We start from the raw sequence: 15,441 nt of genomic DNA on the forward strand, positions 1-15,441 counted from the left end.
TTCTCTTGGTCATACGTTGTATACGACGAACACCTTGCGCACGGTCTCGGTGACCATCCACGTACCCTTCCATCCGATGGGGAAGATTGCACTCGTACCGGCAATGAGATGCACGGGATCGCCGTCGTCCTCCTCCACGGTCATGGCGCCGGAGACGATGGTGATGATCTCGCCGCGGGTGAGGAACTCCCACCGCGACTTTCCCGGTTCACTTTCCCAGACTCCGGATTGAATGCGCCCGTCATCGCTGGTGAACTCGACGTCTGCACGAGTGATGATGTCTCCGCCGAGTGGCTCTGCACTGGGTTGGCCGAGCAGTGCTTGCTGGAAGATCCCACTTGCGCTGTTCAGTTCTGCGGCTCGGAAGGTAACGGTCACAATTCGATCCTGACTTTCGAAACTCACGTGAATCATCGGACATGTCGATGATGTCGTGTGTCTGCTGAGCCGGGATACATTCACTTGTCGCATCTTTCGACAGTTCGCTCGTACAGATGTCGAAAGTGCGATCGACCACCATTCAACCGAGGTTCAAGGAACCATCTCGCGCCGAAACATGCCCGAGCGCATGGTGAAACGCCCCCGCGTCGGTGATCTCGAACGGGGTGATCGATTGTGTGTGAGGGGCTTACGTGGTGGACGCTGTCAACGAGGTGATGAAGCGCTCGGCTGCCGCGTCGACCTCGGCGTCGGGGGTGAGCAACCTCTGCAGCAACAGTCCTCGCAGGCATGCGGTTGCGATGATGCTCTGTTGCTGTGCATCCACCACTGTGAATCCTTCGCGAAGGGCTGCCGCTTCGAGGAGGTGCGCCAAATCGTCGAGGTCGGCGGCGAAATCTTGAAATGCTTTGTGCTCGTATACCGCAAGTCCGGCCAGGTGAAAAAAGGTGCGGCTTCGATCTTCGTGCTCGGCGTTCGAGTAGAAGCTCCAGATCGCCTTGCACAGGGCCGCGAACCCGAGATCTTTGCCCATCGCGGCGATGACGAGGTTGTCACGGCGGCGAGCTTCCGACAGCACGGCGCTGAGGAGACCCGGTCGTGATCCGAAGTGATAGGTCAGCAGCGTGTGGTGCACTCCGAGGCGCTCCGCTACTTGGCGCATCGACAGCTTCGGACTTGGGCCGGTTTCACCGAACTCGTCGAACAGTGCCTGTAACAGTCGCTCGCGACCCTCCCCAACCGGCGATCTCACGCTACCTCCATTGACGGGTTCACCACTGTTGAGTACGGTACCGCATATCGAATTCACCAGTGTTTAGGAGAGTGGTTTCCAATGCTCGGGAGGTCCCTTTGACTGACGTATGGTTTGCCGGCGGCATGGTCGCGGATGGATCGGGCACCGACCCGGTCGAAGTCGACGTGTGCGTGAGCGACGGCATTGTCACCGCGATCGGACAGGCGCCGTCGGGTTCGATCACAGTTGACTTGGACGGCATGCTTCTGACTCCGGGGCTCATCGATGCCCATGTCCACCTGGGCATTTCGAGTCCGATCCGAAGGCAATTCGGGTTCGAGCTCTCGGCAGCCGAACTGGCGGCTGGCATCTTCGCCACCGCGGGCGATGCCCTCGACGCGGGTTTCACCACGGTGCGAGACGTCGGTGGCATCGACGGCGGAGTCGTCGACGTTATTGCGAGCGGCAAGGTGCGTGGTCCGCGTGTCCTCTCGTGTGGTCCTGTGCAGTGCCAGACCGGTGGGCACGGCTACTACGGGGCCGCATGGGAGCCGACCGAGCTGTGGAACATGCACCACATTCCAGGGCTCTGCGCCTTGTCCTTGATGTCGGGTAATGCCGACGAGCTACGACGCAACGTGCGCGAGTCGTTCCGCCGAGGGGCAACATTTCTGAAACTGTGCGTCACCGGCGGTGTCGTCGGAGGCCATGACCGCCTCACCGACACACAGTTCACCGTCGAGGAAATCTCCGTGGCAGTTGAAGAAGCAGCGTCGCGCGGCACCTACGTCACGGTCCACGCGCACAACAATGCGGGCATTCGCAACGCAGTGCGGGCCGGTGTCCGGTGCGTGGAACACGGCACCGACATCGACGCGGAGACTGCCCAGTTGATGCGCGAGCACGACGTGGCTCTGGTCCCCACCTTCGCTGTGGTGGAGCAGTTGACGGACACCGAGAGCATGGACCTGGACCCGGCAATACGAGAGCGTGCAGCCGGAGTGCGTCAACGTATGGCCAGAGCGCTCGAGGCCTCTCGCGCAGCAGGCCTGAGGATCGGCCTGGGCTCGGACCTCATCGGGCCGCACCAAAAGCGCCGAGGTGAGGAGTTGCGCTTGCGCGCCGAGTTGGAGTCGCCGATGCATGCACTCGTTTCGGCCACCAGCGTCAATGCCGACATTCTCGGTATCGGGGAAACTGTCGGGAGGATCCGCGTCGGTATGCAGGCGGACATGGTTGCCTGGCAGCAAGACCCACTCCGAGACGCAAAGGTGTTCGCCGATCCGGACATGGCTGTTCTCGTCGTGAGTCCGGCAATATCGTCAAGGGAGACGTTCGATGAGCGCAATGCTGCACGGATGTTTTGCAGACACGGAGTACTTCGAAATAACGGCGAAGTCGGGGCACAGCTACGGCGTCTGGGTGACCACACCCCCCGGCTACGCGGACTCCACGGATCCCTTACCGCTGATCTACGTGATGGACGGCAACTGGGCTGTAGGTCTTACCGCCCCGCTCATCGTCACGCAGGCAGACCCGTACCTGACGGTCGCCCCGTACATCCAGGTCAGTGTCGGATATGCCGGTGAGGAAGCCGCCAACTGGGCACGGCTCCGCAACCGCGATCTCGTGCCGCCCGGGGAACCGGTAGGCGAAGAAATGACGGCTACTCTTGCCGCTGCTCGCGACTCGGGTGCAATGACCCAGGAGTACGTGGACGCCTACCTCGAGGAGCTGGCAGACACCCACGCGGACGTCTTCCTCGACTTCCTGACCAACGAACTCCACCCTCACCTGTACTCGTCGGAGCTACGTGTCAGCGAGTCCGGGCACGGACTCTTCGGGTACTCGTACGGAGGCCTTTTCGCCCTCTACGCATGGCTGCGCGACGCGCCCCCATTCGCGACCTTCGGTGCGGGTAGTCCCGGAGTTGTGAACGCCGACAGCCAGATCCACACAATGGTCGAGGCCCGGCCGGAGCGCGGCGTGGGCTCAGTTGTGCCGCAGCTGCACGTCACGCTGAACGAAGCCGAACTGACAGGGCCCATTCCGATCTATCGCGGACTGGCACGTAACGTTCTCGCTGTCGTGGAGCAGTTGCACGGCACGGGGTGGTCGCAGGATGTTTCGACCGCGTTGTTGCACGAGACGCATGTCACCGGGCTGCAGGCATCGTTCCTGAGCTACTTGAAAAAATGCCATGCACGGTAGCTGTTCGTCCCGGCGACGATGTGCACGCCGACACGTTCGACGGGCGATTTTCCGTAGACGCCGTTGAAGGAGAAGTCGGCTGTGGGCGTCCACGAGGTGGTGGGCACCCACAGCCGTGTCTATTCAGTTGTCGAGGCTATCGATTCTCTAAGCCGGACAACACTTCTAGCCCATGACGGTCCCGGTCGACTCGGCATTGGGTGCCCGAAGGCGGGAGAATGCGCCGAGATCGATTTCGAGCCCGGTGTGCATCCCGACATAGGTCAGGGGATCAGCGTCGTGATCGTGTCCAGCTTCCACCTGGTCGATGATCCTGGACATGAGGCGCCCGGCGATGGGCGCATTCTTGAATTGGTTTCCGCTGGTGCCCATGGCGACGTAGAAACCTCGTTTATCTGTCTTGTCGTAGATCGGGGTCCAATCAGATGCTGCGTCGTACACGCCGGCAATACCTTTCGGTTGTGACGGGACTTCCAAGCTGGGGAAACGTCTGGCGGCGCGGAAAACTTGCGCTTCGAACCGGGCAACAGTGCGATTCGGGTTCGCGGTATCAGGATCGTCGATCCACTCGAGCGGATCGCAATCCGGTTCGGTCCCGCCGACAAGGAAACCGTTCCCAGGTTCGGCTCGCATGTAGGTTCCGAGATCCAAATCGGCGATCATCGGGCCGAGGATCTCGTCGTCGTTGTACCCAGTGGGTGCGGTGACGTGATGGACCTCCTGACGCAAGGGCCGAACCGAAACCTTGAAGTCGGACCCGACATTCGACAGCTTGTTGAACTCTCCCGACCAGGGGCCGGCAGCGTTGACGACAATCTTGGATTTCACACTTTCCCCGTCGTGGAGCCCTAACTGCCAGATGCCGTCAGACAACTGCTCGACTGCCACCACACGCGTGTTGTACGCGAAAACCGCACCGTGCGAACGTGCTGCCGCAGCAAGATTCGCGGCGGCCAGTTGCGGGTCGTCGACGAACCCCGCCTGAGGTGTGTACAGCGCTCCGAGCGTGGTTTCCGCATCTGCGAAGAATGACTCCGAGTCGACTGGCTTGGGCGGATAGTATTTACCTGCGTCGATACCGGGAATTTTCTCGACGAGTGTCGTTGCGTCCCAGAGCTGGTAGTCGATTCCGATCTTCTCGAATAATCCAATCGTGCGCGCGTGGGGTGCGACGTCGACGTCGAGCAGTGCCATTCCGCATTGCCGAAACTTCGCAAGCGCGCCGTCGACTGTCGCGTTGAGATGCTCGTTCCAGTTTTGCCAGCAATGCAGCGACTCCCAAGCTGCAGCCATACCGTCGAATGTGGAGTAGTTGAACCGGATAACCGCACTGGATGCACTGGTCGAGCCGTAGCCCGGACCGCCAGACTTGTCGATGACCAGGACTTCGTAACCTCGAGCGGCCAGTTCATAAGCGATGGAGCTGCCGATTACTCCAGCTCCGACGACAACTGCGTCGGTCTTGTTGTTAGGCACTTTCGGCCCCTCCTTCTTGTGGCTTCGCCAGGTCGAAAGCGCATCTCTTCGACTGGCGAGCTTGGGTTCTTGGTAAGCCTGACGGCTTCGACCTCCTCTGGAGAGCCGCACCCCGACTTCTCGGAATGGGCTCTGCCTTGCCTGATTTCGCACCTGAAGGCCCAGAAGATCGTCATCCTCAACTCTCGCTCGGCGGCACGCGGAACGCTATCGACAGCTGCGCAAAAAATCGCAACCATGGCGCGCCCATTGTCAGAAATGTTTCGTCGAACTGCTCTGCGTGGCTGACCGGTCTTTCGTTTCCGGAATCCCTCGCCACAGAATGGGAAGCGCGATCAAAGCGATGGCGGTTGCGTAGAAGGCCGGCGACAGATGGCTTCCTGTGGCGTTGACCAACGATGCGCACACCAGAGGCGCAGTTCCCGCAAAGAGCGCATACGCGACGTTGTAAGGGATTGCCGTGCCGGTGAATCGCGCATGCGTCGGCATCATTTCGAGAATTACGAGCAAAGCGGAAGCAAGTAAGGAGAGCGCGACGACCAGAGCGGCCAGGGCAACGGCAATCGCGAAAGCATTCCCGGTGCCGATGAGCATGTAGCTGGGCACCGATACGAAAACTGACATCACCATCCCGATTCTGACGAGTGGCCTCCGGCCGATTCGGTCGACTGTGGCGCCGAAGAAGATGAACAGCGGGACTGCGAGAACCAAAGCGCCGGTTGTCATCAGCAGTGCAACCGTGCTCGGAACATCGGCTGAGAGAACCAGAAATGTCGGCATGTAGCCGAGCAGCATATGAGTAACGACACCGAGCGAGGCGAAGTACACGAAGGACGTGAGCAGAGTCCGCCAGTGATTGCGGAACAGATCTGCCAGTGGGCGGGTTGGAAGGGAATCGTTTTCTTGCATTTCCTTGAACGCCGGAGTCTCCTCGACGGCAAGCCTCATGAACAGACCCACCATGGCGACAACGCCTCCGATGATGAACGGCCAACGCCATCCTCCGTCGGCGAAGTGCTCAGCGCCGACCGAGCTGAATGACAAGACTGTGACCGTGGCCAAGATGCTGCCGACGAACGACGAAGAACTGATTATCCCTGCGTACAAGCCTCGGCGGTGGGACGGCGCATGCTCGACGACGAAGGTGGCAGCTCCGGTGTATTCGCCCCCGGCCGAGAATCCTTGAACCAATCGGCACAGCAGCAGCAACAGCGGTGCGGCAACACCGATCGAAGCGTATGTCGGTAGGAGACCGATAGCCGCCGTCGAGCAGCCCATGAGCGTGATTGCCAGGGACAATGATCTCCGTCGGCCGAGACGGTCACCCAGTCTTCCGAAGAAGATGCCGCCGGCAGGTCTGGCCAAGAATGCGACTCCGTAAAGAGCGAAGGTGGCAAGCAGTGCGCCACTGCCGAACTCCGGAGGGAAGAACACTGTCGCGAGAACTGCGGCTGTGAATCCGTAGATCGTGAAATCGAACCATTCGACGATGTTGCCTGTCGCGCCGGCAATCAGGGCCCTACGGCGCGCGGATCGACGTTCCGGTGAAGTCGCGGTCTCCTGCTCTACAGGAGCATTTGCTGTGCCGGTCATACTGATTCCTCTCGGGATATGCTGAATGGCAACGTTTTTGTGACGTCACAGTCGTCATTCGAGGTATTCGAAATTGAAAGAGGTCGGTGGGATCCGACATTGAACTGGTGAACGTAGGGCATTGTCGATTTCGGGTCGGAGGCGACTTTGCCAGAGGGAATTCGTGCCGGGCGGGCCTCGGGCTCAACTTTGCAAATCTCACGGCTGCAACAGATCTCGTCGCTGCTGAACGTCCGACCTCTCGATGCCACGTCTGCCGGGTCGCAGACCGAGTGAAGACGTTCCGGGTCTCGAGTGCTTCGGCATGAAGCGAGCTTATGGTGCGAAAGTTAGTTGCATCACTGGCATTTGTGCAAAATGCCGACGATAGATTTGGTCATTTGTTGCAAAAAGGAGAGCGCAACTCGTACAGTTCGACCATGGCCGGAGAACTACAGCATTTGGTGGACACCACCGGGCGCCGTCTCGACCGTTCCGTTGCGATCGATGATGCACAGATCCGTCTACTCGCGTACAACTCCCATGACAGTGCCGTTGATCCCGTCAGGATGAATTCCGTTCTACAGCGGAATGTTTCACGTGAGATCGTAGACTTCATTTTCTCGAGTGGAGGCCGTGAAGCCCTTGATGTCTTCGCTGTTCCCGTCAACGAGGAACTAGGGCTGACCCTTGGCCGGGTCGGGATGCCGATCCGGTACCGCAATGCGCTGCTGGGCTTCGTCTGGCTGTTGACTTCGGAGGGCGACGTTGACGAGGATCAAGCCGAGGTCTTGAGGCGCACGGCTGACGCGGCAGCAACGATCCTTCACCGAGAACAGCTACTGGACGAGTTGTCTCGAAGTCGGGAGCGGGAACTTACTCGTGACGTACTTTCCGGCGAGCGGTCGCTCCGCGAGGACGCGGCAAACAGGTTGGCCGAGGGGGGCTTGTTGGCAGCGGGTCCAGCAGTCGTGGTCACTATGTTGCTCCGTCCTGTCGACCGGTCGACATTGACCGAAAGAGATCGTCTGAGTGTTGCCGTCGGCGTCGATCAGCTTCGGCGGAGGCTCCCGCGGAACAGTGCAATCCAACTCGACCGCCCCGACCACAGTCTGCTCATCGTATCGGTGGCCGAACGCTCGACGCATACCCATCTGGACTCGCTGATCGTTGCAGCCCAAAAGCGAATCTTGTCTGAAAGTGGGCGTCAGAACCTGGACTGTTGGGTTGGTATCGGTGAATCGCGAACCTCGGTTGCAGACGTGCGCGAATCCTACGAAGAGTCCAGGCGTTCCGCAGATGTGGCCCAGGTCGTCAAGGTGCTCGGAAATGTTGTGCGGTATCGGGATCTCGGTGTCTACGGCCTTCTGGCCGAACTGTCGGAGGATCGGCTCGAGAACAGTATTCATTCTGGGCTGCAGTCCTTGCTCAGCCATGAGGACACCAAGAGTGAGGCCCTACTCGCGACGCTGGAGAGCTTTTTGGACAATGCCGGTGACGTAAAGCGAACGTCCGAGGCGCTCTGTGTGCATCGGGGGAGCTTGTACTATCGGTTGCGGCGAATTCAGGAGATAACACGCGCAGACCTGGCAAACGGCGACGACCGGTTGGCCTTGCATTTGAGCCTGAAAGTCGCGCGACTGTTGGATCTCCGATGATCCCGATCCGAGAAGAGGGACAGCGGAAGAATCCAGCGGCTCAACGTAGTTGGCGGCTTTCGATCATCAAGCGGGATGGTTCAGGGGGTGGGAAAGGCAGCGCGTCGTTCATCGGCCGGGATGAGTCGGCTTGACCTGCTGAGATGTTCATACGTTTGATCGGGCATCTTCTATTTTCTTGTCGGCAGATGCGGCGGAGTGCAACTTTTTCGGGCATTGAAAGTGCAGAATCGTCGAGATGAGTGTCGAGCTGTGTGAAGAACGCGCGTTTTTGCAAACCGAAATGACGACGAATTTGGTCTGAGTCCGGTCCTCCAGTACGCAGATGTTTGCGCGCAAACTGGACTATTTTTTGCCGACTGCGAACAGAGGATTTCGCGTCCATTCCCGTTGGCTCCCTTTATGGTTGGAGTGGATCAGGCACCTTAGTCGGAGCGATGTGTACGCACCCCTTCACTGCAGGTCTGGTCTGATCTTTCCGAAGTTGGAGTCGCGGAGATATATGCAGTTGTCCGAGATCGTTCCCCCGATATTGAACAAATGCGCAAGATCGGATTGTGGACGTTGATTGCTGCACGTCTATCCACTTGCTTGTTGGTGAGCAGGCTGGTCAGTACGACACGGTATCGGTGATGTTGCCGGCCTATCGCCAAACGGTGAAATGGTTCTGCCAGGAGAACGACACGTTTTTGCCGGCATTCGAGACGACAACTCCGCGCGGATCGACTTCTGGCGGAAGGGGAACCGACCACATCATCTTTCCGTCGCGAGCCCGGATTGCGTGCATGCCGGTGTAGTCGCTGAAGACGAAGTGGTCGCCATCGGTCGCTCCGTTTCGAACCCAGTACGCGTCTTGCCAGGGTGTCTGCCCCAGCTGTCGACCACTCTCGACGTCGAGACCCGAGATTGTGCGGGTCTCCGGTGAGGTGACCAGGATTGTCTTTCCTACCACTGCGGCAATGGCGCTTCCCGTCCCGGCCATCTCGGTATTGACGATTTGTGAACTGCGCCAAAGTTCGTCACCGGACTCCGGGTCGTAGGCGCCGTCGCCGAGAAACATCGGCACCGCTGTCGAGGGCTTACTCGGGTAGGACGACGATGAGGAAGAGGGAATCGGTATCGCACGAATCGTGGATCCGTCGGAAGCCAAAAGGTTTTGGGTTCCTACATAGCCTGATCTGCCACCGACACTGGTGAGGAACAATCCGTTCCCGGCAGGGACGAGCGAATCACCCTCGAATCTGAATCGTTCTGCGCCGGAATCCAGATCGTAGATTCGATAGCGGTACTGTGGGTCCCCGCCATCGCCCTGTTCCATCGCAATGACCGTGTTGGTGCTCGGGATCGTGTAGACCGATCCGAACCTTTCACTTGGTTCGAAGGTGCGAACGAAGTTGGCCGTCACATCGGTGGTGTTGCCGCTGGCAAGAATTCGTGTGCGAACGGTTCCGTCCACTCTCTCGCCGGACGTGTACACAGTGTCTCCGGTGATGGCGGCACCACTGAGATCGAAGTCGGTTCCGAGGTCGGACAACAGAGTTCCGGTCGCGGTATCGACAAAGATCATTCGTCGATCGCCCCAGCACGCGATGATCGTGGACTCGTTCTGTTGGCTGCACTGGCCGATGACTCCGCCGATTCGTGTTTTCCACAGCGGACTTCCGTCGTCGGGATTCACACCGACCAGTGAGACGTCACCGACTCCCTGGCCCGACGAAGACTCGTCGGTCTTGGGCAGGGGATAAGCCGTCGCGGCCACCAGCACGTCACCGACCTGGTACGTGTTTCCGTAGCCGTAGTAGCGATCGAGGCCGGAAGGCATCGACAACAACACGTCGCCGGAGTTATCCGTGAGGGTTCGGACATCGAGTTCCCAGGCTTGTTGCGGAGGATCGGAGAGGTCCACGTCGACAACGCCCTGCTCGACGATTGGACCGCCTGACTTCTGCTTCGGCGAGGCCGCTTCAGTGGAGTCGGAGAGTGCCGATACGACGATGAACGCGATCGCCACGATCAACGCCAACCCGAGGGCGACCAGTTTCCAGTGTTCCTTCAACCGAAGCTGCATCGAAAGACCGTAACCGATCGAGCAAACTGAACGGTTCGTTTCGCTGCCCGCCGGGCTTGATCCTGGCCGCGAGATCGCTCCCAAGGCCTACCTCGCGTCAGTGCCGGGTAGCGTTTGGTCTCCGACCAAGAGACTGAGGACCGACTGCTGCGCATGGTGAAAGCTCGGGAGAAAGTGCGGATCGTGGGTCGTCATCGCTACCCGTTCCGCCACCCCGGGGACGCTACGGGCCGCACCGACCAAGTATCACCGTGACATCTTCGAACCCGCCCGGTGATCGCGCCACACCGGACCCGGACCTGCACGGCCCGCGCGTGGCGGAGGTCTTCGCTCAGCTCTTCGACGCCCATGCCGCAGATCTTCGCCGGTACGTGTGCGCTCGAGCCGGCGAACATCACGCCGACGACCTCGTCGCTGAGGCTTTTGCCGTCGCAATCGATCGTCGATCCACCTACGACGCTGGTCGGGCTCCCGTTCGAGCTTGGCTGTTCGGCATTACCCACACCCTGCTCCGGGCACACTTTCGTTCCCAGGATCGCGCCGAACGCGCACTCGCGCGGGTACATGGCGAACGCGTCGTGTCCGAGACTGCGCCGGAAGACCTTGTCACGGCTCGGGTGGACGCGTCCCGTCGCCTCGAGGTGATCGCGTCGGCCCTCGCCGAGCTGACCGAGGACGAACGCGACGTGCTCCTCCTCTCGTCCTGGGCCCATCTCGAACCGGCCGAGATCGCGGAGATCCTGTCCGTGCCGGCCAGCACTGTCCGGTCCAGGCTGCACCGCACGCGTACTCGCCTGCGGACTTTGCTGCTCGACTCCGAAAACCTCCAACAAGCCTCGGGAGAGAACTGATGCCGAATCCTCGGACCGATCCCCTGGACGACACGTTGCTCGAACTCCGCGATGCGCTCGACAAGCCGGACGTCGACGCGTTGGCAGCGATCCGGAATCGGGTCCTCGCCGACGCGGAAGCGGCGGAAAGTTCTCCGCCGGTACCCAGTCGCAGGTTTGCTCTGCGGCGCGTGGCCGCTTCGGTCTACGCCGGTGCCGCGGTGCTCATGGCCGTCTGCCTGGCTGCGGTGCTGGTGCAGTTCACACCTGCAGAGCAGACAGGCACTACGGGTGGTGCGTCGCTGCCGGTGCCTTCCATCGAACTCGCCTCCGCCGAACACGTCCTACAACAAGCCGCGCGCTCGCTCGAATCGATCGAGATGACCTCCGCTCGACAGGGACCGTTTCGACTCGTCGAGGAGCACGCGTGGGTCCAACAGGGGATGGAGTTCGGATCTCCCTACGAAGCAGGTCCCGACGCTCCACGCAACGGCTACACCTACCTGCTCGAAACCCGTTCGCAGCTATGGATTCCGGCAGACGAAACACAAGAATGGCTCGAGCGGCGGTCAACTGGCCAGTCGCGGTGGCTCGGCGGCACGACGCCGGAGAGTGAATCAGCTCTCTACATCGACGAAACCCGAAACGGGGAATGGCGTGCCCGCTGCGGCAGATTCTTCGACGACAATCGCGACAACATCAACTGCGTTCCGGACGACTGGGACGACCCCAACTTCTATCGGTCGCTGCCCGCTGACCCCGAGGGGTTGCTTCGATGGTTGCGCGACTACACGGCGCCGCGCGGTTCGACGCCGGAAGCGATGTTCCACATCGCGATTGAAATACTGAGAGCCGGCATGATGCCGCCAGATGTCAAAGCGCAGTGGTATCGCGCGATCGCCGGAATCGATGGTGTGGAGACCGTGGAACAGACCACCCTCGACGGTCGGGTCGGAATCGCACTCGGGCTCAACGGCGTTCGCGAGCGTCGCGACTTGATCATCGATCCGGGTACCGGCGAGTTCATCGGCGAACGACGGGTCGCGGGCGCCGCTCCGGAAGATCCTTGGATAGCCCCCGGTACCGTGTTGGGGACAAGTTCGATCACTGTCCGGTCCGTCGACGAGCTGGGATACGAATAGAGAACGTGCTCGGTGTGACGAAGTGTGGTGGCCTCGTACACACGAGTCCACCACACCGGCGGCGTCAGACGTAGGGCGAGTACGCCGGGAGATCCAACTGACCGTTGCCCGAAAGACCGATAACGATCACCTCCGGTTCGGTGACGGCACGAGCGTGAGCGATGGCGCCGGCAACTGCGTGGGTCGATTCCGGAGCCGGGATGATTCCTTCGGCGCGGGCGAAGATCAGACCGGCCTGGAGTGCGTCGTCCTGATCGACGGCAATCGCATCCATGAGTCCGAGGTTGACCGCATGCGAGACCATCGGCGACATACCGTGGTAGCGGAGGCCACCGGCATGGATCGCAGGGGGAACGAAGTCCTTGCCGAGAGTGTGCATCTTGAGCAGCGGCGTCAGACCGGCGACGTCACCGAAGTCGTAGCGGTACTCGCCCTGGGTGAGGGACGGGCATGCCGAAGGCTCGCAGGCGACCAGACGAGTCTTGGTGCCTTCGCGAAGGTTTCGTCCCAGGAACGGGAAGGTGAGTCCGGCGAGGTTGGAACCGCCACCGGCGCAACCGAACACGGTGTCGGGGATGGCGTCGCCAGCTTCTTCGAGCTGGACCATTGCTTCCTGACCGATCACGGTCTGGTGCAGCATGACGTGGTTCAGCACGCTACCGAGTGAGTAGTGCGTGTTCGGATCCTGCGCGGCAACCTCGACGGCCTCACTGATGGCCATACCAAGTGAGCCGGTGGTGTCTGGATGCGACTTCAGCAGTGCGCGTCCGGCTTCCGTCAGGTCGGAAGGCGACGGGTGACAGATTCCGCCGTACGCCTCCATCTGGATGCGTCGGTACGGCTTCGAATCGAAGGAGGAGCGAACCTGCCACACCTCGACGTCGAGTCCGAGCAGTGCGCCCGCGAACGACAGCGACGCACCCCACTGGCCCGCACCGGTTTCGGTGGTGAGCTTGGTGGTCCCCTCGATTGCGTTGTAGTACGCCTGCGCGACAGCAGTATTCGGCTTGTGTGAACCGACCGGGCTCACACCTTCGTACTTGTAGTAGATACGGGCGGGTGTGCCCAGAGCGCGCTCGAGTCGGTGTGCACGGAACAGGGGAGAAGGCCTCCACATGCCGTAGATCTCGCGAACCGTCTCCGGGATCTCGATGTAGCGCTCGGTTGCGACTTCCTGCGCAATGAGATTCATCGGAAACAGCGGCGCCAAGTCCTCGGGGCCGAGCGGCTCACGTGTGCCCGGATGCAGGTGCGGGGGAACAGGCTCGGGGAGGTCGGCCGCCAAGTTGTACCAGTGCGTCGGCACTTTCGACGGGACAGAAACGCCCAAAGGCTCGAGCGAACGGTTGAGTGGGGTGGTGGTCAACTAACTCTCCTTCGTGGATTCGGTACCTGATCTTGGCGGTCGCAGCGACGACGCGTACGGCATTTGCCGGATCGGGGATCCTGAGAGGAGCCTGCTGGACCACCCGATATCGGTCCGGGCAGCACGCAGTTGCGGCTGACCGTCAGCGGTCGGGCCACCAGAGGTGCGCAGTGAGCAGGGTCACGAGTTGATCGTACATCGACACTCGCGCCCTGCTCACGTCGGGCTTAGCGAAAGATCATGCACGTCGTGGTTCCATGCGCCACCAACTTGCCGTCCTTGTCGAGTACCTTGCCCTCTGCGGTCGCGGTACGCCCACCCACATGAATGACACTGCCGTGTGCGGTCAGTTCATCGCCGTCGAGAGGCACGGTGCGGATGTAGTTGAGCTTGAGTTCGAGGGTCGTATATCCGACGCCGGCCGGAAGCATGGTGTGCACAGCGCAGCCCATGACCGAGTCGAGCAGCGTTGCGCAGATGCCGCCGTGGACCGTGCCGAGGGGATTGCTGAAATCAGCGCGCGGCGTCAGAGCGAAGCTCACGGATCCTTCGTTGACCTCGCGCATCTCCATCCCGAGGAGGCGCCCGATGCTCGGGCGATCGTTGACCTGTGTCCCCATCCAGCGGAGAAGTTCGAGGCCTGTCATCTGCGCCGGATCGACGGTCGCTGTTGTCTCGTCACTCATTGTTTCATCCCATCACTATGTAGGTCGTCATACATAACGTAGCGTATGAGTCGACAGGTGTACCGACGGCCGAAGGATCTGTGACATGGCAGAGCTGAGCTCACGTGATCGCATGATTCGCAGTGCGGTTGAACTGATCAGCCGCAACGGTGTCGACGCGACGTCCTTCAGTGACGTCATCAAGCACAGCGGCGCACCCCGTGGGTCGATCTACCACCACTTTCCTGGCGGTAAGACCGAGTTGATGGTCGAAGCCGTGCGCGCGGCCGGTGCGATCATCACCAGACGGATCAGCTCGGCTGCGGCTAACGGTTCCACTGCCGACGTGATCGAAGCGGTCGGCGACATCTGGCGACTCAATCTCACGCGCTCGGACTTCGCGATCGGCTGTCCGGTGATTGCCGGCGGATTGGCTCGTGCCAGTGAACCGGAGGTCGCGGAAGTGGCAGCTGAAGTCTTGCTGGGATGGCAGAAGTTGATCGAATCACAACTCGAAGCCGCGGGTTATCCTGCAGTGCAAGCAAAATCGATGGCAAATTTGACGATCACGTCGGTCGAAGGTGCCGTGGCTGTATGCCAGACGACTCGAAGTATCGAACCGCTCGAACAGGTCATCGCTTCGCTGCAGGGGCTTTCGCGTTCGCAAGCGTGGTCGAGCTGAGCGCTCGGGGGTTGACTTCGGTCGTCGAGTATCCGTAACTTCATGTAACGGCTAATTGGGCAGGAGCGGGCGATGACACATTGGTTCGACCTCGAACCGGTCGGTGTCGATTTCTTCGACACGGCACCGCATATCTTCACGTACTCGATCGATCTCGCCGCCGAACCGGATGACGTCTGGGCCGGTCTGACTGCGGATGAACCGTTGTCGTGGTGCCGGCTGCTCACGAAAGTTCACTGCACCTCGCCTCGCCCGTACGGTGTCGGCACACGGCGAATCGCGGAGGTGGGCGGTGGTGCGATGCAGATGCGCGAAAAGTTCATCACCTGGGACGACGAAACACGTCGGCACTCGTTCTACGTCGAGCAGTCGAATGTTCCACTGTTCCAATCCTTCGCCGAGGACTACCGCGTCGACGAACTTGCAGTGGGCTCGAGACTGCAGTGGACCTTTGCATTCTCACCGCGTCCGAAGCTGTCGCTCGCGGTACGCGGCGGTCTGCCGGTCAACTCACTGATCTTCTCGAGCTTCGTGCGCGATACCAAGCGGCACTTCGGTTCTGCGCCCCGCCGTTGACCTTCTTCCCCCATTCACGCG

14 protein-coding genes and 1 pseudogene are annotated in these 15,441 nt (G+C 60.7%); 7 read left to right on the forward strand and 8 right to left on the reverse strand.

Annotated features, from left to right (window positions below):
* Nucleotides 1–9: 9 nt before the first annotated feature.
* Both ACFWEM_RS16475 and ACFWEM_RS16480 read right to left on the reverse strand, forming a co-directional pair.
* Nucleotides 10–378 carry a cupin domain-containing protein gene (locus tag ACFWEM_RS16475; RefSeq protein ID WP_378535098.1) on the reverse strand — a complete coding sequence of 123 codons (369 nt, stop codon included), beginning with the start codon at nucleotides 376–378 and terminating at the stop codon, nucleotides 10–12.
* A gap of 250 nt (nucleotides 379–628) precedes the next feature.
* Nucleotides 629–1,192, reverse strand: a complete 564-nt coding sequence (locus ACFWEM_RS16480; RefSeq protein ID WP_378448893.1) for a TetR/AcrR family transcriptional regulator — start codon at nucleotides 1,190–1,192, stop codon at nucleotides 629–631.
* A 242-nt stretch (nucleotides 1,193–1,434) separates the two neighbouring features.
* Between ACFWEM_RS16480 and ACFWEM_RS16485 the strand changes: the two are divergent.
* Both ACFWEM_RS16485 and ACFWEM_RS16490 read left to right on the forward strand, forming a co-directional pair.
* A pseudogene (locus tag ACFWEM_RS16485) lies at nucleotides 1,435–2,412 on the forward strand (amidohydrolase family protein); the annotation flags it as partial.
* 100 nt (nucleotides 2,413–2,512) lie between these two features.
* Complete coding sequence (locus tag ACFWEM_RS16490; protein ID WP_378535100.1) at nucleotides 2,513–3,385, forward strand: alpha/beta hydrolase; 873 nt, start codon at nucleotides 2,513–2,515, stop codon at nucleotides 3,383–3,385.
* A gap of 165 nt (nucleotides 3,386–3,550) precedes the next feature.
* Here the strand turns inward: ACFWEM_RS16490 and ACFWEM_RS16495 are convergent, their stop codons facing one another.
* Nucleotides 3,551–4,861 carry an NAD(P)/FAD-dependent oxidoreductase gene (locus ACFWEM_RS16495; protein ID WP_378535102.1) on the reverse strand — a complete coding sequence of 437 codons (1,311 nt, stop codon included), beginning with the start codon at nucleotides 4,859–4,861 and terminating at the stop codon, nucleotides 3,551–3,553.
* A 252-nt stretch (nucleotides 4,862–5,113) separates the two neighbouring features.
* The gene (locus tag ACFWEM_RS16500) at nucleotides 5,114–6,454 is read right to left on the reverse strand and encodes an MFS transporter (protein ID WP_378535104.1); all 1,341 of its coding nucleotides are present in this window, start codon (nucleotides 6,452–6,454) and stop codon (nucleotides 5,114–5,116) included.
* 419 nt (nucleotides 6,455–6,873) lie between these two features.
* On the opposite strand from ACFWEM_RS16500, the gene ACFWEM_RS16505 reads away from it, so the two are divergent.
* The gene (locus ACFWEM_RS16505; protein WP_378535106.1) at nucleotides 6,874–8,091 is read left to right on the forward strand and encodes a PucR family transcriptional regulator; all 1,218 of its coding nucleotides are present in this window, start codon (nucleotides 6,874–6,876) and stop codon (nucleotides 8,089–8,091) included.
* Nucleotides 8,092–8,131: 40 nt separating this feature from the next.
* Here ACFWEM_RS16505 and ACFWEM_RS16510 read toward each other — a convergent pair whose 3' ends face one another.
* Nucleotides 8,132–8,476, reverse strand: coding sequence for a hypothetical protein (locus ACFWEM_RS16510; protein WP_378535108.1), 345 nt, complete (start codon nucleotides 8,474–8,476; stop codon nucleotides 8,132–8,134).
* Between the two features lie 258 nt (nucleotides 8,477–8,734).
* A complete protein-coding gene (locus ACFWEM_RS16515) occupies nucleotides 8,735–10,159 on the reverse strand; it encodes a hypothetical protein (RefSeq protein WP_378535110.1) in 1,425 nt (474 codons plus the stop codon).
* 251 nt (nucleotides 10,160–10,410) lie between these two features.
* On the opposite strand from ACFWEM_RS16515, the gene ACFWEM_RS16520 reads away from it, so the two are divergent.
* A complete protein-coding gene (locus tag ACFWEM_RS16520; protein ID WP_378535112.1) occupies nucleotides 10,411–11,010 on the forward strand; it encodes an RNA polymerase sigma factor in 600 nt (199 codons plus the stop codon).
* Nucleotides 11,010–12,131: a CU044_5270 family protein gene (locus ACFWEM_RS16525; RefSeq protein ID WP_378535114.1), complete on the forward strand. Its 1,122-nt coding sequence runs from the start codon at nucleotides 11,010–11,012 to the stop codon at nucleotides 12,129–12,131. The genes ACFWEM_RS16520 and ACFWEM_RS16525 overlap by 1 nt, the downstream gene beginning before the upstream one ends.
* Before the next feature lie 64 nt (nucleotides 12,132–12,195).
* Here ACFWEM_RS16525 and ACFWEM_RS16530 read toward each other — a convergent pair whose 3' ends face one another.
* The gene (locus ACFWEM_RS16530; RefSeq protein ID WP_378535116.1) at nucleotides 12,196–13,497 is read right to left on the reverse strand and encodes a TrpB-like pyridoxal phosphate-dependent enzyme; all 1,302 of its coding nucleotides are present in this window, start codon (nucleotides 13,495–13,497) and stop codon (nucleotides 12,196–12,198) included.
* A 227-nt stretch (nucleotides 13,498–13,724) separates the two neighbouring features.
* Nucleotides 13,725–14,183: a PaaI family thioesterase gene (locus ACFWEM_RS16535; RefSeq protein WP_378448905.1), complete on the reverse strand. Its 459-nt coding sequence runs from the start codon at nucleotides 14,181–14,183 to the stop codon at nucleotides 13,725–13,727.
* Nucleotides 14,184–14,268: 85 nt separating this feature from the next.
* Here ACFWEM_RS16535 and ACFWEM_RS16540 point away from each other — a divergent pair, with 85 nt between their 5' ends.
* Entirely contained in the window at nucleotides 14,269–14,844 is a 576-nt protein-coding gene (locus ACFWEM_RS16540; RefSeq protein WP_378535118.1) for a TetR/AcrR family transcriptional regulator, read from the forward strand.
* 72 nt (nucleotides 14,845–14,916) lie between these two features.
* Nucleotides 14,917–15,420 (forward strand): SRPBCC family protein, encoded by a 504-nt coding sequence (locus tag ACFWEM_RS16545; protein WP_378535120.1) that lies wholly within the window; start codon nucleotides 14,917–14,919, stop codon nucleotides 15,418–15,420.
* Nucleotides 15,421–15,441 lie beyond the last annotated feature (21 nt).

Source organism: Rhodococcus sp. NPDC060176 (assembly GCF_042728675.1).
GTDB lineage: Bacteria > Actinomycetota > Actinomycetes > Mycobacteriales > Mycobacteriaceae > Rhodococcus_F.